This is a genomic window from Gordonia oleivorans (assembly GCF_040044975.1).
Lineage (GTDB): Bacteria > Actinomycetota > Actinomycetes > Mycobacteriales > Mycobacteriaceae > Gordonia > Gordonia oleivorans.
Genome location: NZ_JBDZDI010000022.1, coordinates 1 through 13,294, shown reverse-complemented (window position 1 = coordinate 13,294; position 13,294 = coordinate 1). Strand labels below are relative to the sequence as shown.

The window sequence follows — 13,294 nt, the reverse complement described above, 5'->3', positions numbered from 1 at the left end:
ATGACCACCTACGTGCTCGACGGCAAGGCCTCGGCGTCGCTGCCGCGGCGACCCCTCGCGGTCCGCATGGCCACGGCGGGTGGCTCGGTGCTCAGTGCCCGGCTGGCCGCCCGGTCGGCCGACGGGCAGGCACCCCGCGTCATCCAGCAGTCCGGTGGTCTGCTGATCCTGCCGCGGGTGGACGGTGAGGTCACCATCGTCGCCGTCCCCGAGACCGGGCTCTCCCGATTCGATCCGGGCACCGTGCTGCATGTGTCCTTCGGCCCCGACAACCTCGACGATCTCTCCGCCGACGTCGCCCAGTTGACGCCGCGCGACGTGTCGGGGATGAGCTTCATCGAGCTGGCGACGGTCGCCCCGGGCGGTGCGGATTCGCTGGTCGTGCGGACACGTCTGGCGGTCCCCGACGCACCGCTGCCGCCGTTGGCCGCGAGTGCGCGGGTGGCGTGCCGCGCGGTGCTGCGTGCCGATCAGATCGCCGAGACCGACACCCACAGCGTGCGCTGCGTCATCGACACCTCCGCCTCGATGGCACGGCTGTTCGCCGACGGTGTGGTGGCGGCATCCGGGGAGGTCATCGCCGGAATCGCCGCGGTGATCGGCGAAGGGGCGGCGGTGTCGTGTGCGTTTGCCGGCGGTGACGTCACCGACATCGAACCGGCCCGGCTCGGTGACTTCCTGGCCCGTCCCCCGGCCCGTGGATACGGTTTCGTCACCCCCGTCGAACCGGCACACCCGCTGCCGGACGCGTCACGCTCGCTGACGATCGTCGTCACCGACGGCACCACCGCGGCGGCGGCAGCCACATCGCCCTCGGCGTCGACGGCGACACTGGTGCTGTCCGCGGCGCACTCGGCCGTCACCCGCGCCGGTTTCACCGGCGCACTGTTCCCGCCCCCGCCGGCCGGTCAGGACCCGCGTGCCGCCCTGGCCGCCGACACCGAACAGCTCAGCGCCATCGTGTCGGGGCTGCTGGCGCCGACCGGACTGGTCGGTGCACGCCGATGACGACGGGATACGTCGGCACCAAGTGCCCGCGCTGCTTCAATCCGCTGCCCCACGACCGGGTGTCGTGGACGGAGGCGACCCCGGAGTCGGTGTCGCACAACCCGACCGCGTCGGCCTATGCCGGTGTGGACACCACCACCGGGGTCATCCACAGCGCCGACCGCCCGCTGGGTGGCGCCGCCGACTGGGCCCCCGCCGGCTACGACCCGGCCGTCCACGTCGAGGTCTGTCCCACCTGCCATTACACGCTGCCGCCGCTGTGGCGGTGGGGTGATGCGACCTGCATCGCGATGGCCGGGGCCCGCTACACCGGCAAGACCGTGTTCATCGCGGTGCTCATCAAACAGTTGCAGCAGTACGCCGAGCGGTTCAACCACGAGGTCATCCCGGCCGACGAACTGACCGCCTCGCGGTACGAATCCATCTACGAGACACCACTGTTCGTCGAACGCGGCATCGTGCAGGCCACGCCGAGCGCCGCGTCGCAGGCACATCACCCGCTCGTCTTCAGCCTCGGCATGTGGGACGGCGTCAACCGCTTCCTGGTGATCCGCGACGTCGCGGGCGAGGACCTCGAGGAGGCCAAGGTGGGTGGACGCGCGTGGGAGTTCTTCGCCCGCGCCGACGCGGTGCTGTTCCTCTTCGATCCGCTGCGGGTGGAGGACGTCTCCGATCAGCTCCGCGACCTCATCCCGGACACCGCGCGGGTCGGTGGTGATCCGCGCGAGGTGCTGCGCGTGGTGATGCGCCTGATCTCCGGCGGCAATCCGAGACTGGGTGTGATCCTGTCGAAATTCGATGCGCTGCAAGCACTGTCGAATGTGCGCCGAAGCGCGTGGGGTCGCGTCATGGGACATGCGGGTGCGGCGTTCAACCGCGATCCGGGATTGGTCAACCGACGCTACGACGAGGTCGACGGACAGTTGCTCGACGCCGAGGTGCGCAGTCTGCTGCAACGCCTGCACGCCGGGCCGTTGCTGCTGAACATGACCAATCCGGTCACCGGTCAGCAGTATCACAACCGGTTCTTCGCGGTGTCCGCACTCGGCGAGTCCCCCGAGGGAGAACGACTGCACCGCAACGGGATCTCGCCGTTCCGCTGCATGGATCCGATCCGTTGGGTGCTCGCCGACCGCAACGTCCTGCAGGAGTGAGTGATGTACCCGAACCCGTTCGGCGAACCGCCACCCGAGCACCGCGGCACCGGGTATCCGGCCGCGCCGCAGCAGGGTTTCACACAGTCCGGCATGCCGCAGCCGGGTGCGCCGTGGCCGAGCACCCCGCAGCCGGGTGCCGCCGGACACAATCCGTTCGCACCGCCGCCGTATCCGGCCGACCCCAATCCCTACGCCGCCAATCCCGCTACCGGCAATCCCTACGCCGCCAATCCCTATGGGCAGCCGCCGCCCACCGCGTCGCCACCCGCCGTCCGGCCACGACTCACCCGTCCACCGACCGTCGTCGCGGCCACCGCGCTCCTGGTGCTGGCTGCCGTTCTGGTGGTGGTGCAGGTGGTGGCGGGGTCGATCGCGATCGCCCGCGTCGACCGTGCCGTCGACGCCGCCTCACTCGCCGATCCCACCGACACCACCGCCTGGGCCGGCGACTGGATCGACACCGGGCAGACGTGGGCCATCGTGCTCGCCGCCCTCCTCGGACTGGCGTTCGTCGCGACCTATCTCGCGTTCGCGTACGCGGCGTGGAGCGCAAGGTCGTGGCCACGATTCGCCGCCCTGGTGTTGGCGGCGTTCTCGCTGTTCGGGCTGCTCGGTGGACCGATCACCATCGCCATCGTGGTGGTCGGCGTCGCGGCGACGGTGCTGCTGTGGGTGCCGCCATCCCGTCACTACGCCTCGCCGTACACACCGCCCCCACCCGACCCGTTCCGCGGCTGATCACTGATCAACCATCCCTGACCCTGCGACCCCACGAGGACTTCGATGCCGACAAAAACGCCCGACCGCCTGGCCGTGGTCGTCGCCGCCCTGGACTGGGATGCCGAGCACACCGCCGACGATCGGCTCGACCTCGACCTGACGGCATTCGTCCTCGGTGGTGACGGGCAGGTGATCTCCGATGACTACTTCGTGTTCTTCAACAATCTCTCCTCCCCCGAGCAGGCCGTCCGACTGACCGGTGGCACCGACGGGGTGCGCTCGGAGACCCTCGTCATCGACACCACCGAGCTGCCACCGCAGGCCCGCTCGGTGGTGATCGCGGTGACCGTCTACGACGGGCTGGCCGGATTCGGCCAGGTGGCCGACGCCGTCATCACCGTCGACGACAGCGCCTGCGGCAGCGTCGCCGAGTACTCGCTCAGTGCCGGGCATCGCGATGCCGCGGCCGTCGCCTACGCCACGCTGGTCGTCGAGAACGGCAAATGGAGGTTCCAGGCCTCCGGTGAGAAGTTCCCCTCGCTGGCGGCGATGACCGATCGTTACGGCATCAAGACCTGATGCACGCGCGACGCTGGGTGGCGATCGGCCCGAACGGACTCGACGACCTCGCGTTCGTCGACGCCGAGGTGGCCCCACCGGGCGTCGGCGAGGTGACCATTGAGGTCGCCGCCGCCGGGGTGAATCCCGCCGATCTCAAACACGCGATGGCGGCGACGGAGTTCCCGCTGCCGATCGGCTACGAGGTGGCCGGGCGGATCGCCGCCGTCGGTCCGGATACCGCGATCGCCTCGGGTCCGTGTGCGGTGGGCGAGGAGATCCTCGCCTTCCGGGTGCGGGGTGGGTACGCGACCGCACTCACCGTGCCCGCGGAGAAGGTGTTCGCGCGACCGCCCACCCTCGGCGTCGACGAGGCCGCGGGTCTGCTGCTGGCCGGAACCACCGCCGCCGACATGCTGCGTGCCGCGCGCGCCGGACGTGACGACCTGATCCTGCTGCATGGCGCGTCCGGTGCGGTGGGGATGGCCGTCCTGCAACTCGCCGGCCTGCGCGGCATCCGGGTCATCGGTACCTGCGGTCCGTCGAGTGCCGACCGGGTCCGCCGCTTCGGCGGCCTCCCCGTCGAGTACGGGCCCGACCTGCTCGACAGACTGCGCACCATGCTCGGCGGCCATCGGATCGACGCCGCCCTCGACGCCGTCGGCACCCACGACGCGGTCGAGACGTCGCTGGCGCTGGTCGCCGACCGTTCCCGCGTCGTCACCGTCGCCGCACCGGCCCGCGCCGCGGCGGAGGCTTTCGTCGCCCTGGGTGGACGCCTGCCCGAGAGCGCCGAGTTCCGCGACACCGTGCGCTCCAGCCTGATCCGGCTTGCGGGCAACGGCGAACTCGTGGTTCCGATCGCGGCGACGTTCCCGCTCGAGCAGGCACGCGACGCCGTGGCCCTGGTGTCCTGCGGACATGCCGGGGGCAAGGTGGTGCTGCATGTGTGAGATCAGCTGCAGCGCATGGGGAGTTCTCCCCTCACGCACCGCCATTGCGCGCGTGTAGCACAAGGGTCTGACACCAGAATGGGGGCCATGGGGAGTTCTCCCCTCTCCCAACATGATCCCTCTCGATGGGGACTTCTCCCCTCGGCGTGATTGCCACCGGAATGGGGAGTTCTCCCCCGCCACAACGTGATTCCGCGCGTCGATAGCATGACCATCCGACACTCCGTGGCCATGGGGACTTCTCCCCCACACTCCCCCCGTCAACAATAGTTGTTGTCGCACAACGTATTTACGCGCATCGGTGATCTCGGGTAGTTCTCCCCCCCGGTCGTGTGACTGGCCGAATTGCCTGCGCGGAGCTGGCTTTGGCGATCACGGCGACACACACTGTGACAGTCACCAAAACATCCTGGGAATCCCCGAGGACGTGACGGCGCACCACTCTCCCGACATCCATCCCCTCGACGAGAAGGACCCCGTGATGAACATCAGCGACCTGGACCTGGCGGTGGCAGTGACCGAACGCGCACGACGCCGCGTCCCCGCCTACGCCGACTTCCTCCGCCGCAACGGTGTCGACCCCTGCGACCGGGTCGACGCCGCGTCGTTCACCCGCCTGCCCGAGATGACCAAGGACAACTACCTGACCCACTACCCGCAGCCGGAGCGCTACTGGGACGGCCGGCTCACCGAGGCGACGGTGTGGTCGTCGAGTTCCGGGTCGTCGAGCGGAGTACCCACCCAGTTCGGCCGTGGCGCCCTCGCCCTCGACCAGAGCGCCGCCATGTACGACCGGATCTTCACCGCTTCCTTCGCCTCCCAGTCGCGGACGACGTTGCTCATCAATTGCTTCGCGATGGGCACCTGGATCGGCGGGACCTACACGATGGCCGGCGTACTCGAACTCGCCCACCGCGGACACCACATCAGCATCGCGACCCCCGGCATCGACATCGAGGTGGCGGTGGCCACGCTCGCCGACCTCGGCCCGCATTACGACCAGGTGGTCCTGGCCGGGTATCCGCCGCTGATCAAGGACCTGCTCGACAACACCCCGGCACACCTGCGGACCATGGACGTCAAGATCCTCCTCGCGGGTGAGGCGATCACCGAGAAGTGGCGGGATCACGTCCTGGCTCTGCTCGGCCGCGAGGGAGAACCGGAACGGATCTGCCTCAAGTACGGCACCGCCGACGCCGGCCTGATGGGGTACGAGACGCCGACCTCGGTGGCCATCCGTCGGGCCGCGCTCGACGACGACGCGTTGTCGCAGTCGCTGTTCGGGGTGAGCGTCGACGAACCGCAGCCGACGTTCGTGCGGTATCACCCCGAATACCGTTACACCGAATGCGATTCCGAGGGCTATCTGCTCTTCACGGTCGACTCGGCCATGCCGTTGATCCGCTACCGGATCAACGATCGCGGAAAGGTGCTCGACGCCATCATGATCCGGCGTCTGCTGCGCGCCTCCGGGCAGACCGAACTCGCCGACCGGGTGGAGCTCGGCGCACATTTCCTGGTGCTGCACGGGCGTACCGACATCGCGGCGATCTTCCACTCGCTGAACATCTATCCGGACAACATCCGGCCGGCGTTCGAGGAACCGGATCTCGAGAACGCCCTCACCGGACGGTTTCTCGTCGAGGTCCTCTCCGACGAGGAGCATCGCCAGTCGCTGCACATCCGGGTGGAACTGGCCCGCGGCGTCGGAGGCGATGCGCGGATCGCCGAGCTGTTCACCGAACGCAGCCAGGCGTCACTGGTACGCACCAACTCCGAATACCGCACGCTGAGTGCATCATTGGGCGACGCCGCCCGACCCGTCGTATCCCTGCACGATTACCACTCGGCCGGTTTCGGCTCGGGTGCCAAGGACGTCTACATCCGAAAGGCCGCATGATGATCGAGATGCTCCACCCCACCCGCGACCGCCGTCGCCTCGCCACCCTGCTCGACGACGAGGGTTACCGGTTGGTGGATGCGTGGGTCAGCGCACTGCCGGAACTGACCGCACTCGCACGGTTCAGCGGTGATCATGTTCCGGGGGCCGACGAACTCGACGCCCACAGCCGGTATGCGGTGTACCCGTGGCGACGCACCGTCGTGCGGGTGCCCGTTGACGACCTCTTCCATCGGCTGCGCACCGCACGGAACCGTTTCCTCATCACCGACGACGAGCAGCGGGCGTGGTCGACGGCGCGGCTGGCGATCGCCGGACTGAGCGTCGGCGCGTCGGTCGTCGGGGTCGCCTCGCTGACCGGGGCACGACGATTCCACCTCGCCGATCCCGACACGTTGGGGCCGACCAATCTCAACCGGCTCTCCGGGTCGGTGTGCGACCTCGGGGTGGCCAAGGCGACCCTGGCGACCCGGCGCGTGCTGGAAACCGATCCGTATGCGTCGGTGGTGGCGTGGGAGCAGGGGTTTCGCCCGTCCGCGGCGTCGGACTTCCTGCGTGGCCGCGACGGCCGCCCGGTCGACGTCGTCATCGAGGAGATGGACGACCTGGCGATGAAGGTCGAGATGCGACGCCACGTCAAGCTGGCCCGGCTGCCGCTGATCATGGTCACCGACGACGGTGACAACGTCATCCTCGACGTCGAACGCCACGATCTCGACGCCGATTACCCGCCGTTCCACGGATCGGCCGGGGACATCACCGAACTGGATCTGGCCACCCTGCGCGATCCGGCGAACCGGGTGCAGTTGGCCGGCGCCATCGTCGGCCACGACGTGGCGCCGCGCCTGGCCCGGGCGCTGGCAGAGGTGGGACACACCATCCCGTCGTGGCCGCAGCTGGGCACGGCGGCCAGCCTGGCCGGTGTGGTGGGCGCGTTCGCGGCCCGGACCATCGTGTGTGGCGGTGAGTTGCCTTCGGGCCGTTACCGTTTCGCGGTGGACAAGGCGGTGGCGGCATAGCGAGTGGCCCTCGGGATCAGATCAGGGCACCAGGACGTCGGAATGGCCGTTGCGGCGGCACCAACTGCGCAGGTACCGGGCGTGCACGCCGCACCAGCGGTACACCGACGCCTGCGTCATCGGGAGGTCCTCGTCGTGTTCACCACGTTTGATGATCATCGGGCCGAGGTAGTGGCTGGTGATCTTGTTGGCGGTGTTCGGCGACACCTTGGCCACCCGCGCCAGGGAGGCGTTGTCGGAGACGTGCCCCGCCGCGATCGCGCCCGCCATCCGTCCCGCGGTGTTCCCGCGTTGGCCGGCGAACAGTTCGTAGAGGCTCGGTCGGCGATTGCCGGCCGAGCCGTCGCCGATCCGGCGTCCGAGGGCGGCCGAGCGCAGGGAATCGGAGAACACCCTGAATCCTTCGGCCTTCGCCACCACCCCGACGACCTCGGGTCGTTGCCGCGCCTCGTCGAGGAGATCGTCCTCCATGCTGTGACCCTGAGTTGCCAGCAGCACCGGCGCGAGACGATCATGTGTCCGCAGTGCTTCGATGACGTCGAGACCGTCGAAGGACCACTCGGTGTCGGGCCGGTTCCACACCAGGTCGGCCGAGACCACATCGAACCGGACGCGTCCGGCGACATTGTGGATGAAGTCGCCCTCGTCGGTGGCCACCACAACGGTCCAGTCGGGGTACGCCGTCGCGAGCGGCGCCGCGATCACCTTGCCCAGCGGGGAGGCGATCAGCACCCGCATACCTTCGCTCATGCGTTAATTGTGCCTCACAACGATCGATCGTGCGTAATCGCGCATGATTAGCAGGGGTCAGAACCGTTTCATGCTCAACTCCGCCGATTTCATGTCGCAAGATATGGTGACTCGCGCATCTCCGGACGACAGTCTTGATTGCGTGACATCACATCGTGGACAACTCACCGTTGCCGTCGCCGCCGAAGGCGACATCACCGACACCGCCCTGTGCGCCTACGTCGAACGGCTCGGCTTCACGGCTGTGCTCGTCCACGCCGACGCTCCGGTGACCGCGGCTCCCGACCCGGCGGACGCCGTCGACGTGGTGCTGATCCGGTCCGCCCATCAGATCCCCGCCGTTCGCCAGCACTCCTGGCTCTTCGAGGCGGCACTCGTCGGCATCGGTGTCCGCGCCGGTGACCCCCGCGGAATCGACGTCGCCGACTCGGGACGATCGGCCTCGGTGATCGCCGGTTACCTCGCCGACCTCGCCGAGAACCGTCAGCCCCGGACCGCCACCGTCCGGATGACCGAACGCGAACGGCAGATCCTCACCACCTACGCCCTCGGTGCCACGATGAGCGCGACGGCCGCCGCTCACCACATCGCCGAGAGCACCGTGCGCGAACACTATCGGCGTGTGGTCCAGCGCTACAACGACGCCGGGCGCCCGATCGGCAACAAGGCGCAGCTCCTTCTCCGGATGATGGCCGACGGCTGGGTACAGCCGCGCGAGATCCTGAGCGCGGCCGGCTGAACCTGCCCGACTCGTAGGCCGTGGCCTTCGCCTCTCGTGCGGAGGGCCCGCGGCGGCCCACGATGGAGGTATGACGCCGCCACCCACGCCACTGCGCACCCGCCCCTGGTCGGCCTGGGTCCTGGCGGTGGTGGAGGCGTTCATCGCCTACCAGGCGGTCGCCGGTGGTATCGCACTCATCGACGATCGTTGGGAGATGTCGCGGGAATGGTTGCAGCGCACCCCCTTTGACACGTGGACCGGTCCCGGCTGGGTGCTCATCACGCTGATCGGGATACCTCAGGCCCTGGCCGCCCTGGTGATCGTGGTGGTCGTCGTCGACGCGCGCCTGGCCTTCCTGGCCGGGTTCCTCGCCGGGGCGTCGCTGCTGGTGTGGATCGCCATCCAACTGGCCCTGCTGCAGGTGTTCTTCTTCCTCCAGCCGGTGATCGCCGTCGCCGGACTGATCGAGATCGGGTTGGCGTGGTGGTGGCGACGCCGGATCGATGCCCGCCGGACGGCATGAGCCGTCGGTGACCCGTGTGTCACATGGCACAGTGGATCCGTGCTGCTACTGCCCACGATGTTCCCCAATGCACCCGACCTCGACGATGCCGTCGTCATCGGCGACGACCGCCTCTCGCGCGAGGAACTCGTCGGCGCGGCGACCGCGGTGGCCGAACGCATCCGCGGGGCGCACACCCTGGCCGTCCTGGCACGGCCCACGATCTCGACGATCCTCGCCATCGCGGGCGGTCTGATCGCCGGCGTGGCCATCGTCCCGGTGCCGCCGGATTCCGGACGCCGCGAACTCGACCACATCCTCACCGACTCCGGCGCGCAGGCCTGGCTCGGCGACGCCCCCGACGACGCCACTCTCCCGACGATCCCGGTGCGGCGGTATGCGAAGTCCTGGCATTTCCATCCGGAGCCACCGGCCGATTCCGTCGCACTCATCCTCTACACGTCCGGCACCACCGGATTACCGAAGGGTGTGCCGATCACGCGTCGCGCCATCGCCGCCGGTCTCGATGCCCTCGCCGATGCCTGGGACTGGACCGCTGCCGACACCCTCGCGCACGGGTTACCGCTGTTCCATGTGCACGGGCTGATCCTCGGGGTGCTGGGTCCGTTGCGTCGCGGTGGGCGGCTGCATCACACCGTCAAGCCGACTCCGGAGAACTATGCCCACGCCGCCCAGACGGGCGCGACCATGTTCTTCGGTGTGCCGACGGTGTGGTCCCGGGTGGGTGCCGATCCGTCGACGGCACGGGAACTGTCATCGGCGCGGCTCCTCGTGTCGGGCAGCGCGCCCCTGCCGGTGCCGGTGTTCAACGAGATCCGCGAGGCCACTGGCCACGAGATCGTCGAACGCTACGGCATGACCGAAACCATGATCACCGTCAGCACCCGCGCCGACGGTGAACGACGTCCGGGCTGGGTCGGCATGCCGGTGACCGGCGTGCAGACGCGACTGCGTGAGGGTGCCGACGATCTCCCGCACGACGGCGAGAGCGTCGGTGACCTCCATGTCCGCGGCCCGATGGTGGCCTCGGGCTACCTGAACCGTCCGGAGGCGACCGCTGAATCCTGGCTCGACGACGGCTGGTTCGCCACCGGCGATGTCGCGGTCATCGGAGCCGACGGCATGCACCGCATCGTCGGCCGCCGCGCCACCGACCTCATCAAGTCCGGCGGATTCCGGATCGGCGCCGGCGAGATCGAGACGGTGTTGCTCGCCCATTCCGCGGTCACCGAGGTGGCCGTGGTCGGCGTCGACGACGACGATCTCGGGCAGCGGATCGTCGCCTACGTCGTCGGCGAGCAGGTTCCCGACGCCGAGTTGATCGATCTCGTCGCCGAGGAATTGTCGGCCCACAAGCGGCCCCGCGAGATCCGTTGGGTCGCATCGCTGCCGCGCAATGCGATGGGGAAGGTGCAGAAGAAGCTGTTGGGGTAGCACCCTGGTTTACGTAAACTGTTGCCGTACAACATGTTTCATCCAGGTGTCCGCAGAATCGAGGAGTTCGTCCGCAGTCGCGGGCCCATGCGGATTCCATCGTTCAGGTGACCTACCCGGCCCTGTCACATGTCCGACTCTTCCCATACAGTGTGGGTCATCGCACGTAGAGTGGCGGATGGCCGTTCAACGACAGAAAGGCAGCACAACCATGGGCGTAAGCCTGAGCAAGGGCGGAAATGTCTCGCTGACCAAGGAGGCCCCGGGACTGACCGCGGTCGCCGTGGGTCTGGGCTGGGATGCGCGTAGCACCACCGGCACCGACTTCGACCTCGACGCCAGCGCCATCGGCCTGGGCGCCGACAAGAAGGTCCTCTCCGACCAGCACTTCGTCTTCTTCAACAACCTCAAGTCGCCCGACGGCGCGATCGAGCACACCGGTGACAACCTGACCGGTGAGGGCGAGGGCGACGACGAGGTCATCAACGTCGATCTGGCCGGCACCCCGCCGAACGTCGACTCCATCGTGTTCCCGGTTTCGATCTACGATGCCGACACCCGTGCCCAGTCCTTCGGCCAGGTCCGCAACGCCTACATCCGCGTCGTGAACCGCGCCAACGGCACCGAGATCGCCCGCTACGACCTCTCCGAGGACGCCTCGACCGAGACCGCGATGGTCTTCGGCGAGATCTACCGCAACGGTGCGGAGTGGAAGTTCCGCGCCATCGGTCAGGGCTACGCGTCCGGTCTCGCGGGTATCGCCCGCGACTACGGAGTCAATGTCTGATTAGAGTAGTTCCCACCACGGATGCCGCACTCGTTCATGAGACCGGGTGCGGCATTCGTCGTCCACCGGGCGTCGCGACGCGGCACGCCCTCCGCGTAACCAGAAAGGCCACGCCCTCGTGGTTGTCCGAATATTCGGCTTGTCCATCATCATCACGATCGTGTCGTTGATTGTCGCCTTCCTGTACGGCGGCACGACGGCACTGTTCCTCACCCTGATCCTCGGCATCCTCGAGGTCTCGCTGTCCTTCGACAACGCGGTCATCAACGCGACCGTGCTGCGGCGGATGAGTGAGTTCTGGCAGAAGATCTTCCTCACCATCGGCATCCTGATCGCCGTCTTCGGTATGCGCCTGGTGTTCCCGCTGGCCATCGTGTGGCTCGCGTCGGGCCTCAGCCCGTTCCAGGCACTGGATCTCGCGCTCAACCCGCCGGCCGACGGCGCCGAGTACTTCCCGGACGGCAGCCCGTCCTACGAGACGATCATCACCGACGCGCACCCGCAGATCGCGGCGTTCGGCGGCATGTTCCTGCTGATGCTGTTCCTGGGCTTCATCTTCGAGGAGAAGGAGATCACCTGGCTCTCCTGGATCGAGCGTCCGCTGGAGAAGATCGGCAAGCTCGATCAGCTCGAGGTCGTCGTCGCTTCGATCCTGCTGGTCATCACCGCGGAGTTCATCGCGCCCGACGAGGAACGGTCGACGGTGCTGTTCGCCGGCCTACTGGGCATGATCACCTACATCGTCGTCAACGGCTTGGGCGAGTTGTTCAACACCGAACAAGACGAGGACGATCCGGACGAGTCCGAGGACGAACGCGCTCAGGCGGAACGCACACCTGGGGTGAATGAGGCGGCGTCGGTCGCCGACGCCGAACTGCGTCGCCGCTCCGGCCCCAGCGACCTCGCGAAGGCCACCGGCAAGGCCGGTTTCTTCCTGTTCCTCTACCTCGAGGTCCTCGACGCGTCGTTCTCCTTCGACGGCGTCATCGGCGCCTTCGCGATCACCGCGGACCCGATCATCATCGCCCTGGGCCTCGGCTTCATCGGCGCGATGTTCGTCCGTTCGCTCACCGTCTACCTGGTGCGCAAGGGCACGTTGAGCGAGTACGTCTACCTCGAGCACGGCGCCCACTGGGCGATTGGTGCCCTGGCCCTGATCCTGTTCTACTCGATCGGCACGCACGTGCCCGAGATCGTCACCGGCCTCGTCGGTGTCGTCCTGATCGCGGCCAGCTTCATCTCCAGCATCATCCGACGTCGCAACGAGCCGGAGGACGCGAAGGACCACATCGAGATCTGACAACTCCAGAAGTTCCGACAGCCCCCAGGCGACTATTCGCCGGGGGCTGTTGGCGTTGATGAGGCGACCACGACCGACCGTGCGAACCCAACCCGCCGATCGAGACCCCAGATTGTTGGCCGAGCCACCACCCCGCCGTCCGAGCCCAACCCCGCCAGCCGATCTCCAGTCTGTTGGTCGAGCCCCTCATCCCGCCGGCCGAGCCCCTCATCCCGCCGGCCGAGCCCCTCATCCCGCCGGCCGAGCCCCTCATCCCGCCGGCCGAGCCCCTCATCCCGCCGGCCGAGCCCCTCATCCCGCCGGCCGAGCCCCTCATCTCGCCGGTCGGTGAGTGTCAAGCCGTGGTGAGTCAGTTCCCGATTTTGTTGTGTTATGCGGTGGGTTGGTGGTGCAGGTTGATGGCGACGCGTTGCTGCGGTCGTTTGACTGTGGGTGGTTGGTGGAAACGTTCGGGGTGGTCTCGG

At 68.1% G+C, this 13,294-nt stretch carries 13 protein-coding genes; 12 read left to right on the top strand and 1 reads right to left on the bottom strand.

Features of this window, described 5'->3' with window-relative positions; genetic code table 11:
* From ABLE92_RS21970 to ABLE92_RS21940, 7 genes are all read left to right on the top strand, one after another.
* A complete protein-coding gene (locus ABLE92_RS21970) occupies positions 1–1,008 on the top strand; it encodes a vWA domain-containing protein (protein WP_348806925.1) in 1,008 nt (335 codons plus the stop codon).
* Positions 1,005–2,162 carry a TRAFAC clade GTPase domain-containing protein gene (locus tag ABLE92_RS21965; protein ID WP_348806924.1) on the top strand — a complete coding sequence of 386 codons (1,158 nt, stop codon included), beginning with the start codon at positions 1,005–1,007 and terminating at the stop codon, positions 2,160–2,162. Before ABLE92_RS21970 ends, ABLE92_RS21965 begins: the two co-directional genes overlap by 4 nt.
* A gap of 3 nt (positions 2,163–2,165) precedes the next feature.
* Positions 2,166–2,903, top strand: coding sequence for a hypothetical protein (locus tag ABLE92_RS21960; protein WP_348806923.1), 738 nt, complete (start codon positions 2,166–2,168; stop codon positions 2,901–2,903).
* Between the two features lie 45 nt (positions 2,904–2,948).
* Positions 2,949–3,464, top strand: coding sequence for a TerD family protein (locus ABLE92_RS21955; protein ID WP_348806922.1), 516 nt, complete (start codon positions 2,949–2,951; stop codon positions 3,462–3,464).
* A complete protein-coding gene (locus ABLE92_RS21950; protein ID WP_348806921.1) occupies positions 3,464–4,396 on the top strand; it encodes an NADP-dependent oxidoreductase in 933 nt (310 codons plus the stop codon). The genes ABLE92_RS21955 and ABLE92_RS21950 overlap by 1 nt, the downstream gene beginning before the upstream one ends.
* Positions 4,397–4,877: 481 nt before the next feature.
* Entirely contained in the window at positions 4,878–6,296 is a 1,419-nt protein-coding gene (locus ABLE92_RS21945) for a phenylacetate--CoA ligase family protein (RefSeq protein ID WP_348806920.1), read from the top strand.
* 8 nt (positions 6,297–6,304) lie between these two features.
* Complete coding sequence (locus ABLE92_RS21940; RefSeq protein WP_348806919.1) at positions 6,305–7,315, top strand: ThiF family adenylyltransferase; 1,011 nt, start codon at positions 6,305–6,307, stop codon at positions 7,313–7,315.
* 21 nt (positions 7,316–7,336) lie between these two features.
* Here ABLE92_RS21940 and ABLE92_RS21935 read toward each other — a convergent pair whose 3' ends face one another.
* Positions 7,337–8,065: an MSMEG_1198 family transcriptional regulator gene (locus tag ABLE92_RS21935; protein ID WP_348806918.1), complete on the bottom strand. Its 729-nt coding sequence runs from the start codon at positions 8,063–8,065 to the stop codon at positions 7,337–7,339.
* A gap of 142 nt (positions 8,066–8,207) precedes the next feature.
* On the opposite strand from ABLE92_RS21935, the gene ABLE92_RS21930 reads away from it, so the two are divergent.
* The 5 genes from ABLE92_RS21930 (at position 8,208) to ABLE92_RS21910 (ending at position 12,830) form a co-directional block, all read left to right on the top strand.
* Positions 8,208–8,804 carry a helix-turn-helix transcriptional regulator gene (locus tag ABLE92_RS21930; protein ID WP_348806917.1) on the top strand — a complete coding sequence of 199 codons (597 nt, stop codon included), beginning with the start codon at positions 8,208–8,210 and terminating at the stop codon, positions 8,802–8,804.
* A 70-nt stretch (positions 8,805–8,874) separates the two neighbouring features.
* A complete protein-coding gene (locus ABLE92_RS21925) occupies positions 8,875–9,309 on the top strand; it encodes a hypothetical protein (RefSeq protein ID WP_348806916.1) in 435 nt (144 codons plus the stop codon).
* Between the two features lie 42 nt (positions 9,310–9,351).
* On the top strand, positions 9,352–10,743 hold the full coding sequence (locus ABLE92_RS21920; protein WP_348806968.1) for an acyl-CoA synthetase: 1,392 nt from the start codon (positions 9,352–9,354) through the stop codon (positions 10,741–10,743).
* A gap of 211 nt (positions 10,744–10,954) precedes the next feature.
* Positions 10,955–11,530 (top strand): TerD family protein, encoded by a 576-nt coding sequence (locus tag ABLE92_RS21915; protein WP_348806915.1) that lies wholly within the window; start codon positions 10,955–10,957, stop codon positions 11,528–11,530.
* A 118-nt stretch (positions 11,531–11,648) separates the two neighbouring features.
* A complete protein-coding gene (locus ABLE92_RS21910) occupies positions 11,649–12,830 on the top strand; it encodes a DUF475 domain-containing protein (RefSeq protein ID WP_348806914.1) in 1,182 nt (393 codons plus the stop codon).
* Positions 12,831–13,294 lie beyond the last annotated feature (464 nt).